Raw genomic sequence first — 16,830 nt, 5'->3', positions numbered from 1 at the left:
CGGGTCTGTGGCGTCGATTGATACAACGCACAATCGCCCCCAAAAGGATCATCCCCGCCCTCAATCCGCGAGCCTCCCATGATCGATCTGCACTACTGGCCGACGCCGAACGGCCACAAGATCACCCTGTTCCTGGAAGAAGCCGGCCTGCCGTACCGGATCGTGCCGGTCGACATCGGCAAGGGCGACCAGTTCAAGCCCGACTACCTGGCGATCTCGCCGAACAACAAGATGCCGGCGATCGTCGACCACGCTCCCGCCGACGGCGGTGCGCCGATCAGCGTGTTCGAGTCCGGCGCGATCCTGATCTATCTCGCCGACAAGATCGGACGCTTCCTCCCGGTGGACCTGCGCGGTCGCACGGAGGTGAACGAGTGGCTGTTCTGGCAGATGGGCGGCCTCGGACCGATGACCGGCCAGTACGGCCACTTCACCGTCTACGCGCCGGAACAGATTCCGTATGCGATCGACCGCTACACCAACGAAGCGCGCCGCCTGCTCGGCGTGCTCGACCGGCGCCTCGCCGGACGCGCGTTCATCGCAGGCGAGGACTACACGATCGCCGACATGGCCGCCTATCCGTGGATCAGTCCGTACGCGAAGGCGCCGATCGACCTGACCGATTTCCCCGAAGTGCGCCGCTGGCACGCCGCGATCGCTGCGCGTCCGGCGACGCAGCGCGCCTATGCGCGCGGTCCGGAAGTGAATCCGTCGGCGGGCAAGCCGCTCAGCGAGGAAGAGAAGAAGATCCTGTTCGGAGGGAGGCCCAAGGCCTGACTTCGCGCCGCTCGCATCATCGAGCGGGCGACGATTCCGACCACGAGTCCGGCTCGAAAAGCAGGACCGTGCGGCGGTAGCCGGGCGGCAGTTCCGGGTAGTCCTTCTCCACGCAGCCTGCTGCGCGACGCTGCTTCATCCCGGCCATTGCGGCTTCGGTGAGCTGCTCGAAGGTGGGTTGCGGCGGAAGCGTGAGGGTGATCGATGCGCAGTTTCCCTTGCTCAGCGCCTCGGCGCGGCTGAATACGTCGCGAGCGATCTCATCGCCGATCGCATCGAGGTCGGACGCCAGCTCGGGCGTGGCCGTCATGCGCAGCTTGAACCAGTAGTTCTGCTTGTAGGTCAGCCAGGCGCGCGACTCCAGCAGACCTTGAGGCTTGGAGAAACGCAGCCGGTTCTTGTACGCGGACCGCGGAACACCATCGGCCCCCGCGAAAGGGAACGGTTCGGGTTCGTCGACCTGAAGATCGTGGAACAGATTCTGGTTCTGCGCCTCATCCAGCGACTCGCGGAACTCGCGTTGACCCTGCAACAGCCCCTCCTCCGGCTGCATCCTTCCGGCCGGATAGACGAACAGATCGATCGACGCGCCGGTCAACCGGTCGCTTCGGTAGACCGCATCGATCCCGGCGGCCACGATGCCGGCCCGCGAGGCGTTGACGAGGACCGCATCACCGCTTCGCTCCGGAACGTCGATCGCGGTTTCCTCGATGAACGCCGAGGTTGGTTTGGACGCAGGCCTGGGCGCAGGCGTCGTGCAGCCGAGGAGACCGACCGCCGCCAGCAGAACGAGAACTCCCCATCGCATAGTCGACCCCTCGTCGATGTTTCGATCCGCGCCACGACGACGATGCGCGCGGCAAGGACCTACCGGATAATCGGTACCTTCCCAGGAGGAGTCAATGCGCGCATTCCTGACGATCGCCCTTGCGATTTCCACTCCCGCCATGGCTGAAAAACTGAGCATCGACCGCCTCTACTCCGATCCGGATCTCAACGGCCCGAGCCCGCGCTCGCTGAAGATCGCGCCGGACGGCAGCCGCGTGACCTTCCTGCGCGGCCGCGCGGACGACCAGAACCAGCTCGACCTGTGGCAGTACGACGTCGCCGGCGGCGAAGCCGAGCGCCTGGTCGATTCGGCGACGCTGGCCGGGCAGGCGGAACTCTCCGACGCGGAGAAGGCGCGCCGCGAACGCGAGCGCATCGCGCAGCTGAAGGGCATCGTCGCCTATCGCTGGGCGCCGGATTCGAAGAAGCTGCTGTTCACCGTCGGCGAGCGCCTGTGGCTGTACGACCTTGCCGCCGAGCCCGGTTCGCAAGCGCGCGCGCTGACGCCGGAAGGTTTCGACGTCACCGACGCCAAGATCTCGCCGCGCGGCGGCTACGTGTCCTTCGTCAGCCGGCAGAACCTCTACGCGATCGAACTGGCCAGCGGCAAGGTCCGCCAGCTCACGCGCGACGGCAAGGGGCCGATCCACAACGGCGAGGCCGAGTTCGTCGCGCAGGAGGAAATGGATCGCGCCAGCGGTTACTGGTGGGCGCCGGACGATTCGGCGATCGCGTTCGAGCGCTACGACGAATCGCTGGTCGACGTGGTCGAGCGCACCGAGGTCTACGCCGATCGCAGCGAGACGATCGGACAGCGCTACCCGGCCGCCGGCCGGCCGAACGTGACGGTCAAGCTCGGCCTGGTCGCGCCGCGCGGCGGACGCACGCGCTGGATCGACCTGGAGGATCGCGAGCACGGCGGCGCGGACCTCTACCTCGCGCGCGTGGACTGGATGCCGGAGGCGAAGGGGCTGGTCTACCAGCGCCAGAGCCGCGACCAGCGCCGCCTCGATCTGGTCGCCGTCGACACCGGCTCGCTGCGCCAGCGCACGCTGCTGACCGAGACCAGCGCGACCTGGATCAACCTGCACGACGACCTGCGCTTCCTGAAGAACGAGGACGCCTTCGTGTGGGCGTCCGAGCGCGACGGCTACAAGCATCTGTACGTGTTCGGCCTCGACGGCCGCGAACGCCGCCGCCTGACCCGCGGCACCTGGGAGATCGACAAGCTGCTTGCGCTCGACGAGAAGAACGGCAAGGTGTACTTCGCCGCGAACCGCGAGGATCCGCTGCAGCAGCAGGTCTACGCGGCCGCGCTCGACGGCGGCCAGGCCGACGGTGCCGTGCGCCTCAGCGAGGGCGAGGGTTGGCACGAGGCGGTGTTCGGCGAAGGCGCCAGTGCTTGGATCGACACCTACTCCGATCCGCGCACGCCGCCGCAGGTGTCGCTGCGCCGGCCCGACGGCAGCCGCATCGCGTGGATCGAGCGCAACGAGTTGAAGGAAGGCCATCCGTACTGGCCGTATCGCCAGACGCAGATCGCGCCGGAATTCGGCGCGCTGAAGAGCGAAGACGGCCAGAGCCTCCAGTACCGTTTCTACAAGCCGCTCGGCTTCGACGAAAAGAAGAAATACCCTGTCTTCATGACCTACTACGGCGGCCCCGGCCGCCAGTACGTCAACAAGGCCTGGGGCGCGCATTTCGAGCAGTACATGGCGCAGCACGGCTACGTCGTGTTCGCGCTCGACAACCGCGGCACGCCGCGGCGCGGGCGCGCGTTCTCCGATGCGATCTTCAAGCGCCTGGGCAAGGCCGAAGTCGCCGACCAGATGGCCGGCGTCGCCTGGCTGGCGCAGCAGCCCTGGGTCGACGCCGAACGCATCGGTGCGTTCGGCTGGAGCTACGGCGGCTACCAGACGCTGATGCTGCTGGCGACCCATCCGCAGTCGTTCGCCGCCGGCGTCGCGGTGGCGCCGGTCACGGACTGGCGCCTGTACGACACGCACTACACCGAGCGCTATCTCGACACGCCGCAGAACAACGCGGACGGCTACGAGCAGTCCGGCGTGCTGCACTGGCTGGACGGCATCCGCTCCGATGCGCTGCTGCTCGTGCACGGCATGGCCGACGACAACGTGCTGTTCGCCAACTCCACCAAGCTGATGGCCGCGCTGCAGCAGCGCGGCACGCAGTTCGAGCTGATGACCTATCCGGGCGGCAAGCACGGGTTGTCACAGCCTGCGATGAAGAAGCACGTGTACACGCTGATCGCGAATTTCTTCGACGCCAAGCTGAAGCCGGCGGCTGCCGAAGCGTCGGGCGGAAAGTAAGACGTGAGCACGGCGATCGGCGCTCTCGTCCACGTCGACCGGCACGGGCCGGCGCCGTCGACCGGCCGGCTGCACAGGTTCCGTCGCGACGTGATCGGCCGCTTCGCAGCGCAGGAGTCCCGGACATGAATCTTCGCCAGCCGTGGCTGATCTACGCGCTCGGTTCCGCGTTTTTCGCCGGCCTCACCGCCGTGCTCGGCAAGGTCGGCGTCGCCGGCATCAATTCGAACCTGGCGACCTTCATCCGCACCGTGGTGATCCTCGGCGTGACCGCGGCGATCCTCGGTTGGCGCAGCGAATGGCGCACGCCGTCGGAGATCGACGCGAAGACCTGGTTGTTCCTGGTGTTGTCCGGCGTCGCGACCGGCCTGTCGTGGCTGTGCTACTACCGTGCCCTGCAGCTCGGCCCGGTCGGCAAGGTCGCGCCGATCGACAAGCTCGGCGTGGTGTTCGCCATCGTGCTCGGTGTGCTGTTCCTCGGCGAGCGCCTGAGCTGGCCGGTGGCGATCGGCGGCACGCTGATCCTCGCCGGCGCGATCGTCATCGCCGCGTTCTGAGCGGCGCCACTTTGCCCTTTCTCCATAATGCCCGCGGCCGCTCGGCGTCCGGCGAAGCGGGTAGGATGCCGTGCGGGGACGGGAAGCCCGCGTGAGCGGATTTCGCCGCGGCGAGATCGTCGAGGCCACGCGGCGGCCGCCCGGCACACAATCCGGTCAAGCCGGCTAACCTTGCACGATGGCACGCCTCCTCTACCGCTTCGGCGATTGCAGCGTCGATCCGGCGGCGCGCGAACTGCGCCGCGCCGGCGCGCCGACGACCTTGTCGCCGAAAGTCTTCGACGTGCTCGCCTACTTGATCGACCATCGCGACCGCGCGGTCGGCCGCGACGAGCTGATCGCGGCGGTGTGGGGCCGCGTCGACGTCAGCGATGCCCTGCTCGGCCAGGTCGTGCTGAAGGCGCGCCGCGCGATCGGCGACACCGGCGAGGAGCAGCACGCGATCCGCACGATCCCGCGGTTCGGCTATCGCTGGGTCGCCGAGGTCGAGGTCGAGGAACGCGCCGATCCGCCGCGCACGGCCGACGCCGATGCGACGCCGTCGCCGCCGGTCGAAACCGAAGCGATTCGCGCCGTCGAGACGGCGACCGGCACCGCAGGCGTCGCGCCGACGCCGGCTCGCGCTGCACGTTCACGCGTCCTGCTCGCCGCTGCGATCCTCGCGCTGCTGGCGATCGCCTCCGCGGCCTACGTGCTGGGCCGCCGCGCCGCGCCGCCGGCGTCGACCGACGCCGCGCAGGCGCTCGGCGCCGAGGCGATCGCGGTGCTGCCGGTCGAGGTCGACGCGGCGGCGGAATGGTCGTGGCTGCGACTGGGCCTGATGGACCTCCTCGCCGAACGCCTGCGCGGCGCCGGCCTCGCGGTGGTGCCGAACGAGACGATGGTCGCGCTGATGCGCGGCGCCGTTGCCGACGCGGCGTCGTTCGCGCGCGCCGTGCGCGCGGCGACCGGTGCGCGCCGTCTGCTCGTCTCCGGCGTGCAGCGCAGCGCGAACGGCTGGCGCGTGCGCCTGGAACTGCGCGAACCCGGCGCCGACGACGTCGTGGTCGAGGCGCAGCAGGCCGACGCCGCGGCGGCGGCGCGCGCGGCGGCCGCGCAGCTGCTGATGCGGCTCGGCAAGCCAGTCGCCGCCGACGCGGACGCGGCGACGCCGGCGCTCGACGACGTGCGCCAGCGCGCCGAGGCCGCCCTCTTGTCCGACGAACTCGACCGCGCGCGCGCGATCATCGAGACCGCGCCGCCGGAACTGCGCGACGCGCCGAAACTGCGCCTGCGCCTGGCCCAGGTCGACTTCCGCAGCGGCCGCATGGCGGCGGCGCGCGAGAAACTCGACCGCCTGCTCGCCGACGTGAGCGCGGAGCGCGATCCCGTTTTGCGCGCGCTGGTGCTGACCGTGTCGAGCTCGGTGATGATCCACCTCGGCGACACCGCGGCGGCCGGGCGCGACTGCCGCGAGGCGGTCGCGCTGCTGGCCGAGCGCAACGAACCGGGCGTGCTCGGCCGCGCGCACACCGCCTGCGGCATCGCCGAAGCGGTCGGCGGCCGCTTCGACGAGGCGATGAGCGATTTCGCCAAGGCGCGCGTCGCGCTGGAGATCACCGGCGATGCGCTTTCGCTGGCGCGCATCGAGGCCAACGAAGGACTGATGGAGAACACGCGCGGCCGCTACGCCGAAGGCCTGGCAATCATGCGTCGTTCGGAGGAGCGCTTCCGCCGCCTCGGCGGGCGCAACGAGATGATGATGGCGATCGACGACGAGATCGACTCGCAGCTCGCCTTGCTGCAGCCGGTCGAGGCGTTGGCGACCAGCGAGCGCAGCTGGGCCCTGCTGCCGCAGATCAGCAACGCCGACCTGCAGCGCTCGCTGAAGGTGCAGCACGCGCGCGCGCTGGCGGCGAACGGCCGTCTCGGCGAGGCGGCGGCGCTGCTGGTGGAGATCGCCGACGCGATGACGCCGGGACAGGACCTGCCGGTGCTCGGCCATGCGCGTGCGGAGCAGGCGCGCATCGAGCTGGCCACCGGTCGCGCGCAGGCGGCGAGCGGGCACGCGCGCGCCGCGGTCGAGGCGCTGTCCGGACCGGATCGCGCGCGGGCGCGTGCCGGCGCCTGGCTGACCCTGGTGCGCGCGCTGCGGGCGTCGGCGCGCGACGACGACGCGGCCGCCGAGGCGAAGCGCCTGCTCGACTGGTCGGCGAGCGTGCAGGTGCCGGCCGCCGCCGTGCTGGCGACGCTGGCCGAGGCGGAGCGGCAATGGGCGGGGCAGCGCGCTTCGGCGTCGGCGGCCTACGAGCGCGCGCTGGCGCAGGCCGAGCGCGGCGGCATCCCGGCCGACGTCGCCGAGGTCGCGGTGTCGTGGGGCAATGCGCTGATCGACGTCGGCGACACCGAGCGTGCCAGCACCGTGGTCGGGCGCGTGCAGCGCTGGGCCGACGCCGACTTCCCGTCCAGCGTGGTGCAGGCGCGGCTGTATCGCGCGCTCGGCCGCGACGAGGCCTGGCGCGGTGCGCTGCTGCGCTCGCAGCGCCTGGCCGGCGAACGCGTGATTCCCCCGGAGGTCGCGGCGCCGGTACTGGCCGCACCCGGAGGTGCGATTCCAAATCGTTGAATCCAAAGAGATTCACGAAGCGGAAATGCAGCGATAACGGAGCGCGAGTGAAGCGCCGGGGCGGCGCGCGCACGCTGCGGCGACCGTTGCCGCCCGCCGCGTCCTGCCGGCCGGTCGGTCCCCTGACCCACTCTTCCGGAGACGATTCCCCATGGCCTTGCTCCCTGTCCATCGGACAGCCAGCCGCTTCCTGCAATGCAGCCTGCTCCTGATCGCGGCGTTCCTGCTCGCCGCGATGACCGCGCGCGCGGCGTCCGTCGCGCCGCACGCCGAAGACTGGTCGACGCAGCGCGTGCTCGATCCGCAGGGGCTCGGCTACGACAAGTTCGGCCGCGCGGTCGCGATGTCCGGCTCGGTCGCCCTGGTCTCCGCCTCGGAGGCGACCCTCGGCGACCACTCCGCGCAAGGCAAGGTGCTGGTCTACGAGCGCGCCGCCGACGGTGCGTGGAACCTGACGCAGACCCTGACCGCCGCCGACGGCGCGGCCTTCAACGAATTCGGCTGGTCGGTCGCGGTGTCCGGCCGCGTCGCGGTGATCGGCGCGATCAACGCGACGATCGGCGAGCACAACTCGCAGGGCGCGGCCTATGTGTTCGTGCGCGGCGACGACGGCGTGTGGACCCAGACGCAGAAGCTCGTCGCCGCCGACGGCACCTCGGTCGACTGGTTCGGCAGCGCGGTGGCGATGAACGAGGAGACCATCGTCGTCGCCGCCTACGGCGCGCACTACAACGACCAGATGATGCGCGGCTCGCTCTACGTCTTCACCCAGGTCGGCGGCACGTGGACGCAGACGCAGCAGCTGGTCGCCGCCGACGGCGACGTCGGCGACGGTTTCGGCTTCGCGATCGCGTTGTCGGGTTCGACCCTGCTGGCCAGCTCGCCCGGCGCGGAGATCGGCGGCCGCCATGCGCAAGGCGCGGTGTACCGGTTCGTCCGTACCGACGGGGCGTGGTCCCAGCGGCAGAAGGTCGTCGTCGCCGAAGGCGCGGAGAACGACCAGCTCGGCAGCGCGCTCGCGGTCGACGGCGACACCGCACTGATCGGCGCGATGTGGCGCGAGGGCGGTGCGGGCGTCGTGTACGTGTTCGGCGGCGCGGGCGGCGACTGGACCCAGCAGCAGCGGCTCGCGGCGAGCGATGGAGCCGCGCGCGGCGTCGACGGCATCGGCCTGCCGCCGACCGACAACTTCGGCATCACGCTGGCGCTGCAAGGCGACACCGCGCTGGTCGGCGCCAGCAACGTCACCGTCAGCGGCACCGAGGGACAGGGCGCGGCCTATCTGTTCCGCCGTTCCGGCGGGACGTTCGGCGGCGCGCACACCTTCACCGAGTACGACGGCATCGTGTCGCCGTACTTCGGCGCCGCCGTCGCGCTCGACGGCGACGAAGCGCTGATCGGCATGTACGGCTACACGCCGGACTGGGACCACTACCAGCAGGGTGCGGCATATTTCTATCGCCGTGCGTCGAATGGCATTCCGGCGTCGGAGCGCGCGGTGCTGGTCGACCTCTACGACAGCACCGGCGGCGCCGGCTGGTGGGACATGAACGGCTGGCTCGGCGAACCCGGCAGCGAATGCAGCTGGACCGGCGTGACCTGCGACGAGGCCGGCGCGCACGTGGTGGGACTCAGCTTCGGCTTCACCAACATGGTCGGCACGCTGCCGCCGAGCCTGAACCAGCTGACCGGGCTGGTCAGCCTGCAGATCGCCGACCAGCCCCAGCTCGGCGGCGTGTTCCCTTCGCTCGCCGGGATGACCGGGCTGCAGACGATCGACGTGCGCAACACGGGTCTCACCGGCGCGCTGCCCTCGCTCGCCGGGCTGACGGCGCTGCAATCGGCGACGTTCCTCGGCAACCAGTTCGACGGCGCGATCCCGCCGTTCGGCGAACTGCCGGCACTGGCCTGGTTCTCCGCTTCCGGCAACCAGCTCAGCGGCACGATTCCGTCGCTCGACGGCCTGCCCGCGCTGACCGGCTTCTTCGTCGGCAACAACCACCTCAGCGGCCCGCCGCCGGCGCCGCCGGCCGGCCTCGGCGAGTACGGCGGCGAGCTCTGCCCGAACGCGCTCGACCACGTCGAGTCGCCGGCCTGGGACACGATCACCGGCATCGCGCCGTGGTACCGCGACTGCACCGCGACGCCGACCGACGCGATCTTCGGCGACGGCTTCGACGGGACGTGATGGAGCGATCGCGGCGTCGGTGAGCGACGCCGCGAAGGGCATTTCCTCGCAGAGGCGCTGAGATCGCAGAGAACCACAGAGAGTTTTTCCTCCGCGATCTCCGCGCCTCTGCGAGAGAACGCTTTCAGGAAAGCCGTCATTCCGCGCAAACCGGGATCCGGAGCCGATGAATGCCCGCATTCGCGGGCATGACGTCGAGAGGGTGCGGAATGCGCGCGTCCGGCGAGGGGCCGGCAAGGAAGTTTCCTCGCCGGATGCCGCTGCCGGGGGCGACCATCGTCGCGGGGACGCGCATTGCCGCACGCCGGCGGCCGGCGTTCGTGCAGAATCGGGCGCAATGCTTCGCCCGACGATCCCGATGCCGCGCCGGCCGCCCCCGAAATGAGTCGATCCGTCTATCGCTTCGCCACGTTCCGCCTCGACGTGGCGGCGCGCGAACTGCACGACGACGGAAAGCTGCTGACGGTGTCGCCGAAGGTATTCGACGGCCTGGTGTGGCTGATCGAGCACCGCGAGCGCGCCGTCGGCCGCGACGAACTGATCGCGGCGATCTGGGGCCGCGTCGACGTCACCGACGCCCAGCTCGGCCAGCTGATGCGCAAGCTGCGCCGCGTCGTCGGCGACGCCGGCGAGGGGCAGTCGATGGTGCGCACCGTGCCGCGCTTCGGCTATCGCTGGGTGGCGGAAACGAAGGTCGTCGACCCTAGCGATGCACTCGCCCAATCCCCGCCGCCGCCGGCCCGCGGGTCGCGCCGGATCGTCGCCGTGGTGGCTGCCGCGGTGTTCGCGCTCGCGCTGGTGCTGGGTGCCTGGGCCTGGTACGCACCCCCGGCGCTCGACGCGAAGGACGCGGTCGCGGTGCTGCCGGTCGCGGTCGAGCCCGAGGCGGATCCCGAATCGGCCTGGCTGCGGCTGGGCCTGATGGACCAGATCGCCGAACGCCTGCGCGAAGCGGGCCTGCGCGTGGTGCCGAGCGGAAACATCGCGGCGACCGCCCGCAACGACGGTACGCCCCTGCTCGGCGAGCAGCGCGTCGGCGCCGCGACCGGCGCGGGGCGCTTCGTCGTTGCCACCACGCGCCGCGTGGCCGCCGGCTGGGTCAGCCGCATCGAATGGCGCGACGCGGGACGCGTGCTGCGCGAGGTCGAGGCGAACGGGGATTCGGCCGTCGCCGCGACGCGGCAGGCCAGCAAGCGCCTGCTGCTGGCGCTCGGCCGTCCGGCCGGCACGGACGTGGAACAGGGCGACGCGCCGAGCGAGCAATGGCTGCAGCGCATCGACGCGGCCGTGCTCGACACCGACTTCGCCACCGCGCGCCGGCTGCTCGACGAGGCGCCGGCGGACCTGCGCAACACGCCGGCCTGGCTGCTGCGCCGCGCCGACGTCGATCTCGCCACCGAGCGCATGGAGGCGGCGCGCTCGGGCTACCTCGAACTGCTCGCGCGGCTGCCGGCGATCGACGCGACCACCCATGCGCGCGCGCTGATCGGCCTGTCCGGACCGGTCGCGCAGGCGGGCGACCTGGCGGCCGCACAGCGCAGCCTCGGCGAGGCGATCGCCCTCTTGCGCGGCATGAACGCGCCGCAGCTGCTCGGCGAGGCGTTCTACGGCCGCGGCCTGTTCGGCATGGTGCAGGGCGACCTCGACGGCGCCGAGGCGGATTTCTCGCAGGCGCGCATCGCCCTCGAGCTGGCCGGCGACAGCCTGCAGCTGGCGCGGTTGCAGGGCCAGCAGGCGACCTTGCTGGCGCTGCGCAACCGCCACGCGGAATCGCTGGCGATGTGGAACGCCGCCGCCGACCGCTTCGAGCGCTTCGGCGACGCGGAGAAATTCGTCGACGCGCTCGGCAACTGCGCCACCGAGCAGTTGTACCTGTTGCAGCCGCAGGGCGCGCTGGCCACGGTCCGGCGCGCCGAACCCTGGCTGGCGCGGCTGGACCACCCGCTGAGCGAGGCGCTGTTCGGTTTCACCTTCGCGCGCGTGCTGGCCCTGAACGGCAGCACGCGCGAGGCGCGCGAGAAATTCCAGTCGCTGCTCGGCAGCGCGGCCGCGGCCGAGATCGTCGGCATGTCCGCCGCGGTGCAGGTCGAGCTGGCGCAGCTCGACTTCGAGCAGGGCGACGCCGGTTCAGCGGCCCGGCGTGCCGAAGCGGCGATGCGCGCCCTGGCCGACCCGGCGCTGGCCTCGACCCTGTACGCGCGCATCCGCAACAGCGGCTGGCTGGTGCTGAGCCGCAGCCTGCGCGCGACCGCGCCGGCGACGGCCGAAACCGAACTCCAGCGCCTCGGCCCGTCGCCGAGCGAGGCCGGCATCGGCGCGATCTACCGGAACCTCGTCGACGCCGAAACGCGCTGGCCCGCCGACCCGGCCGCCGCCACGCGCGCCTACGAGGCGAGCCTGGCCGCGGCGAAGGCGTCGGGCGCGCCGGCGGACATCGCCGAAGTCGTCGTCTCGTGGGGCATGGCGCTGATCCGCGCCGGCCAGGCGTCGAAGGCGACGACCGTGGTCGGCCAGGTCGCCGACTGGGCCGGCGAGGACTTCGCCTGCGCCGTGTTGCAGGCGCACCTGTACCTCGCCCTGCGCCAGCCGGAAGCCTTCGCCCGCGCGTACGCCACGGCGCGGCGCCTCGCCGGGGAGCGTCCGCTGCCCGGCGACCTGCTCGCCGCGTCCACTCAGCTGCGCTGAGAGGCGGTCGCGCACTCTCGCAACAAATCCAATGTTTTCAGGCGATTGTCGGATTCGACAACGGACCGCTCACGCATCGGCGGCGTATCGGGAGGGACTCTTGGCCTCTGATCGGCATCGACCCGCTCGCGGCGACGCGAACGCCTTCCATCCAGCCCGGGGCAAATCCAAGTGGCAAGACGCATCCCTCTCTTCCTGCCGACCTTCGCGGCACTGACGCTGGCCTGCGCCGCGCAGGCCGACGACGGCGCCTCCTTCCGCACGCGCACCACGCTGCCGTCGCCGCAGCCGGCGCGCGAGACCGGCGTCGCCGCCGCCCCGCAACCGACGCCGCGGGCGATCCACCAGCTGCTCGGCGCGGTGCCAGCGTACGCGCTGGAGATGACGCTTTCGTTCTCGCGCCAGTACTCGACGTTCGACATCTCCTCGCCGGCGAACTCGACGGCGATCGGCCCGCAGCCGAGCGAGGGCACGTTGTGGACCTCCACGTTCGTCGGCAACGACTTCAGCAAGCAGTACGTGCTGGGCGACCAGAACGTGCTGCGCACCATCGATACCGCCGATGCGACGGTGACCGACATCGGCGCGGCCGCGCCGTCGGCCGACGAGGGCGAATACTGGGTCGGCATGCGCTGGGATCCGACCACCGACAAGGTCTTCGCGGTCGCCTGCAACCACGTCGTCGGCGTCGGCTGCCACCTGTACACGATCGATCCGGCCACCGCGGCGGTCGCCCTGGTCGCGCCGCTCGCCGGCGGTTCGGCCGACTACCTGCCGGTCGACGTCGCGATCAACTCGGCCGGCGAGATGTACGCGGTGAGCATCATCGACCCGTACGACAACTACCTGATCAAGATCGACACCGGCACCGGCGACGTGCAGGTGATCGGTCCGACCGGCGTGAACGCGGCCTACGCCCAGGGCCTGGATTTCGACAAGAGCACCGACACGCTGTACTGGGCCGCGTTCGGCGCACTCGGCGCGGGCGGCGCGTTTCAGGGCAAGGTCTACACGGTCGACGTGGCCAGCGGCGCGGTGACCGAACTCGGCCCGACGCCGAACGGCGGCAGCGAGATCTGGGCGCTGGCGATCGCCACCGCGGCGCCGTCCAACGAGAGCCATGCGTGGAACTTCGACGACGTCACCGCGCCGGCGCTGCCGACCGGTTGGAGCACCTCGGCCGACGGCGGCGACAGCGCGTGGACCACGCAGACCGACGTGTTCGACAGCGCTCCCAACGCCGCGCACGTGCCGGAGGTGCTGGAGCCGGGCGAGGCCAGCCTGTACAGCCCGGTGGTGACGCCGGCGGCCGGCGCCGAGCTGGCGTTCCGCCATCGCTGGGCGCTGGAGACCAGTCCCTACGACGGCGGCGTGCTGGAGATCTCGATCGACGGGGCGCCGTTCGAAGACATCCTCGCGGCCGGCGGCAGCTTCGTCTCCGGCGGCTATACGAACACGATGTTCGGCTGCTGCGGCGGCAATCCGCTCGGCGCGCGCGAGGCCTGGGCCGGTCGCACGCAGGAGACCTTCCTCAACACCCGCGTGACGCTGCCGGCCGCGGCCGCCGGGCACGCGGTGCAGTTCCGCTGGCGCTTCGGCACCGACCAGTCGACGGTGTCGGCGCCCGGTGCGAACGGCTGGTGGATCGACTCCGTGACGCTGGGCGCGGCCGGCCCGAGCGGTCCCGCGGCGGCGCTCTCGGCGGCGAGCCTGGCGCTCGCCGCACCGGCCGGCGCGACCGTGGCCGAGCCGATCGTGCTCACCGACGTCGGCGCCGCCGCGCTCGACTATTCCACCGCGTTCGCCGCCAGCGACTGCGCCGCGCCGGGTGGCGTGTCGTGGCTCAGCTCGACGCCGGCCGCCGGCCAGCTCGCCGCCGGCGCGTCGACCCGCTTGTGGGTCGCGGTCGACGCAAGTTCCTTGCCGCCCGGCGACCACTCGGCGGTGCTCTGCATCACGACGAGCGATCCCGAGCATGCGCTGTTCAGCGTGCCGGTCACCGCGACCGTCACGGCGTCTCCCGCCAGCGACGGCCTGTTCTGCAGCGGCTTCGAATCCGGCGAGGACGGCCGCTGCGGCGCCGGCACCGTGGTCGGCGACGTGGTCCGCAGCGGTCCGCTGAACTGGCCGGTGCCGGTCGATCTCGACGGCATCGCGATCGACCTCGTCACCGGCGCGCACGGGCCGTGGAGCGAGGACACCGTCGCCGACATCAACCTGTACGCGAACGACGACGGCAGCGGCGAGGCGCTGTATGTGTACTGGTATTCCGATCTGGTCACCCAGGCGGGCGTCGGCGGGGTGGTCGACGTCGACGGTTCCGGCGGCATCCGCTACTCGGTGCTGCAGAGCGGCGCGCAGATCGGCCAGTATTCCACGGTCTTCTTCGCGCCGACCTCGACATCGCTCGACAACTGGCTGGCCGGCGCGACCGGCTATCTCGGCATCCAGTTCTACAACGAGCAGACCGGGCAGGTGAACTACGGCTACGTGCACCTGCGCGCCGGCGGCGGGGCCGGATTCCCGGCCACCGTGCTCGACTACGCCTACGATCGCAGCGGCAACGCGATCACGATTCCCTAGAAACGGCGAACCCCGCGGCGGTCGCGCGACCGCCGCGGGGTCATCGTCATTCGTCCGTCGCGCTCGCGCGCGCCGACGCCCCGGGACTCAGAACTTGCCGGACTGGTAGTCGCGGATCGCCTCGACGATCTGCTCCGGCGTGTTCATCACGAACGGTCCGTAGCGCGCGACCGGCTCGTTCAATGGCCGGCCGGCGACCAGGATCAGCCGCGTCGGCGCGTCGCCGGCGGTGACCAGCAGTTCCTCGCCGATGCGGTCGAGCACGGCGATCTCGCCGCGGGCGATGCGCTGCGCAGTTTCCGCCGGGCCCAGATCCGCCGCGCCTTCGTAGACGTAGGCGAACGCGCTGTGGCCGGACGGGATCGTCGCCGCCATGCGTGCGCCCGGCGCGAGTTCGACGTCCAAGTACAGCGGGTCGATCGCGATGCCGGACACCGGACCGGTCGTTTCGCCATAGCGTCCGGCGATCACGCGCACGCGCACGCCGTCGGCGGCGTCGACGACGGGAATGCGCTCGGGCGCGATGTCCTGGTAGCGCGGCGCGCTCATCTTGTCCTTCGCCGGCAGGTTGACCCAGAGCTGGAAGCCGGCCATCAGGCCGTTCTCCTGCTCGGGCATCTCCGAATGCACGATGCCGCGTCCGGCGGTCATCCACTGCACGCTGCCGGAGGTCAGCAGGCCCGAGTTGCCCTGGTTGTCGCCGTGGCGCATGCGGCCGGCGAGCATGTAGGTGACGGTCTCGAAGCCGCGATGCGGATGATTCGGAAAACCGGCGAGGTAGTCGCCGGCCTGGTCCGAACGGAACTCGTCGAGCAGCAGGAACGGATCGAGCATGTCGAGGTCGCGCTGGCCGATCACGCGCGTCAGCTTGACCCCGGCGCCGTCCGACGTCGGCTGGCCGCGGAACGTGCGCGCGACGCGACGGGACGTGGTGGCGGTTGCGTTCATGGAAGTCTCCGATCAGGAATGAGGCGAAGATGCGCCCGCGCCGCGGGCGCGACAAGCGCCGCCGCGTGAACGGATTGGATCGGCAGGAAGACAGTGATGTCGGCCGGTCGCCGGCCGTCCGATCGAACGATCGGAGCGAAGCCGGCCGGACGAAAGCGGTGGCGCTACCCGAGGCGAAGCTGCCGCGGACTCGATGCAGCGCCCGGCTCGCCGATCGCCGTCGCGCAACGCTTGATTCGCGCGAAAGCATCGCAAGCTCCATCAGTCCCTTTCCGTGGACTCCGGCCATGCCGCAAACCGCTGCCGTCAATCGCCGCATCGTTCTCGCCGCGCACCCCGAAGGCGCGCCGAAGCCGCAGGATTTCCGCCTCGAACAGGTCGACGTGCCGGTCCCGGCCAAGGGCCAGGTGCTGTTGCGCACGCTGCACCTGTCGCTCGATCCGTACATGCGCAACCTGATGGACGAGGTCGGGCCGAGCTACATGCCGGCGGTGCCGCTCGGCGAGACGATGGTCGGCGGCACGGTCAATCGCGTCGTCGCCTCCGAACATCCGCAGTTCCGCGTCGGCGATCTCGTGCTCGGCAACGCCGGCTGGCAGGACTACGCGCTGTCGGACGGCCGCGACCTGCGCCCGCTCGGCGAGATGGCGCAGCCGTCGCTGGCCTTGGGCGGACTGGGCATGCCCGGCTTCACCGCGTACGTCGGCCTGCTCGACATCGGCCAGCCCAAGTCGGGTGAAACCGTGGTCGTCGCCGCGGCGACCGGCGCGGTCGGCAGCGCGGTCGGGCAGATCGCCAAGCTGAAGGGCGCGCGTGTGGTCGGCATCGCCGGCGGCGCCGACAAGTGTCGCTACGCGGTCGAGGAACTCGGCTTCGACGTCTGCCTCGATCATCGCGAGGCGGCGCTGGCCGAACGCCTCGCCGCGGCCTGCCCGGACGGCATCGACGTCTATTTCGAGAACGTCGGCGGCGCCGTGTTCGACGCGGTGCTGCCGCGGCTCAACGATCACGCGCGCGTGCCGGTCTGCGGCGTCATCGCGCACTACAACGACAAGCGCCTGCCGCCCGCGCCGAACCGCCTGCCGCTGGCGATGTCGATCGTGCTGCAGCGGCGCATCCGCCTGCAGGGCTTCATCATCCTCGACCACTACGCCGGGCGTTTCGACGCGTTCCGCCGCGACATGGGCGAGTGGGTCGCCGAAGGACGCATCAAGCTGCGCGAAGACGTGACCGTGGGACTGGAAAACGCGCCGGCGGCGTTCATCGGCCTGCTCGAAGGACGCAACTTCGGCAAGCAGGTGGTGCGGGTCGCCGACGCCTGAGGCCGGC

Annotated in this window: 10 protein-coding genes; 8 read left to right on the top strand and 2 right to left on the bottom strand. The window is 71.0% G+C overall.

Going from position 1 to position 16,830, the window contains the following annotated elements; translation table 11 throughout:
* Window positions 1–78 precede the first annotated feature (78 nt).
* Window positions 79–777: a glutathione binding-like protein gene (locus tag J7520_RS01655; RefSeq protein ID WP_291183107.1), complete on the top strand. Its 699-nt coding sequence runs from the start codon at window positions 79–81 to the stop codon at window positions 775–777.
* 16 nt (window positions 778–793) lie between these two features.
* Here J7520_RS01655 and J7520_RS01650 read toward each other — a convergent pair whose 3' ends face one another.
* The gene (locus tag J7520_RS01650) at window positions 794–1,744 is read right to left on the bottom strand and encodes a hypothetical protein (protein WP_291183105.1); all 951 of its coding nucleotides are present in this window, start codon (window positions 1,742–1,744) and stop codon (window positions 794–796) included.
* Here J7520_RS01650 and J7520_RS01645 point away from each other — a divergent pair.
* From J7520_RS01645 to J7520_RS01620, 6 genes are all read left to right on the top strand, one after another.
* Window positions 1,725–3,935, top strand: coding sequence for an alpha/beta fold hydrolase (locus J7520_RS01645; protein ID WP_291183103.1), 2,211 nt, complete (start codon window positions 1,725–1,727; stop codon window positions 3,933–3,935). The two genes, J7520_RS01650 and J7520_RS01645, sit on opposite strands and share 20 nt — an antisense overlap.
* A 125-nt stretch (window positions 3,936–4,060) precedes the next feature.
* Window positions 4,061–4,492, top strand: a complete 432-nt coding sequence (locus tag J7520_RS01640) for an EamA family transporter (protein ID WP_291183101.1) — start codon at window positions 4,061–4,063, stop codon at window positions 4,490–4,492.
* Between the two features lie 178 nt (window positions 4,493–4,670).
* The gene (locus J7520_RS01635) at window positions 4,671–7,097 is read left to right on the top strand and encodes a transcriptional regulator (RefSeq protein ID WP_291183099.1); all 2,427 of its coding nucleotides are present in this window, start codon (window positions 4,671–4,673) and stop codon (window positions 7,095–7,097) included.
* 151 nt (window positions 7,098–7,248) lie between these two features.
* Entirely contained in the window at window positions 7,249–9,285 is a 2,037-nt protein-coding gene (locus tag J7520_RS01630) for a hypothetical protein (RefSeq protein WP_291183097.1), read from the top strand.
* 381 nt (window positions 9,286–9,666) lie between these two features.
* Window positions 9,667–11,970: a winged helix-turn-helix domain-containing protein gene (locus J7520_RS01625; RefSeq protein ID WP_291183095.1), complete on the top strand. Its 2,304-nt coding sequence runs from the start codon at window positions 9,667–9,669 to the stop codon at window positions 11,968–11,970.
* Window positions 11,971–12,141: 171 nt separating this feature from the next.
* Window positions 12,142–14,553 carry a DUF4394 domain-containing protein gene (locus J7520_RS01620; protein ID WP_291183093.1) on the top strand — a complete coding sequence of 804 codons (2,412 nt, stop codon included), beginning with the start codon at window positions 12,142–12,144 and terminating at the stop codon, window positions 14,551–14,553.
* A gap of 87 nt (window positions 14,554–14,640) precedes the next feature.
* Here J7520_RS01620 and J7520_RS01615 read toward each other — a convergent pair whose 3' ends face one another.
* The gene (locus J7520_RS01615; protein WP_291183091.1) at window positions 14,641–15,501 is read right to left on the bottom strand and encodes a pirin family protein; all 861 of its coding nucleotides are present in this window, start codon (window positions 15,499–15,501) and stop codon (window positions 14,641–14,643) included.
* Between the two features lie 287 nt (window positions 15,502–15,788).
* On the opposite strand from J7520_RS01615, the gene J7520_RS01610 reads away from it, so the two are divergent.
* Window positions 15,789–16,823 (top strand): NADP-dependent oxidoreductase, encoded by a 1,035-nt coding sequence (locus J7520_RS01610; protein WP_291183089.1) that lies wholly within the window; start codon window positions 15,789–15,791, stop codon window positions 16,821–16,823.
* Window positions 16,824–16,830: the final 7 nt, after the last annotated feature.

The organism is Dokdonella sp. (genome assembly GCF_017744955.1).
GTDB lineage: Bacteria > Pseudomonadota > Gammaproteobacteria > Xanthomonadales > Rhodanobacteraceae > Dokdonella_A.
Note: the sequence above shows the minus strand (reverse complement) of the source record. Positions and strands in the feature narration are given on the sequence as shown.

Excerpts from the sequence above, each read along its gene's own strand:
- J7520_RS01635 (WP_291183099.1), top strand. The coding sequence starts at position 4,671 with ATGGCACGCCTCCTCTACCGCTTCGGCGATTGCAGCGTCGATCCGGCG.
- J7520_RS01640 (WP_291183101.1), top strand. The coding sequence starts at position 4,061 with ATGAATCTTCGCCAGCCGTGGCTGATCTACGCGCTCGGTTCCGCGTTT.
- J7520_RS01615 (WP_291183091.1), bottom strand. The coding sequence starts at position 15,501 with ATGAACGCAACCGCCACCACGTCCCGTCGCGTCGCGCGCACGTTCCGC.
- J7520_RS01610 (WP_291183089.1), top strand. The coding sequence starts at position 15,789 with ATGCCGCAAACCGCTGCCGTCAATCGCCGCATCGTTCTCGCCGCGCAC.
- J7520_RS01655 (WP_291183107.1), top strand. The coding sequence starts at position 79 with ATGATCGATCTGCACTACTGGCCGACGCCGAACGGCCACAAGATCACC.
- J7520_RS01645 (WP_291183103.1), top strand. The coding sequence starts at position 1,725 with ATGGCTGAAAAACTGAGCATCGACCGCCTCTACTCCGATCCGGATCTC.
- J7520_RS01650 (WP_291183105.1), bottom strand. The coding sequence starts at position 1,744 with ATGCTCAGTTTTTCAGCCATGGCGGGAGTGGAAATCGCAAGGGCGATC.
- J7520_RS01630 (WP_291183097.1), top strand. The coding sequence starts at position 7,249 with ATGGCCTTGCTCCCTGTCCATCGGACAGCCAGCCGCTTCCTGCAATGC.
- J7520_RS01625 (WP_291183095.1), top strand. The coding sequence starts at position 9,667 with ATGAGTCGATCCGTCTATCGCTTCGCCACGTTCCGCCTCGACGTGGCG.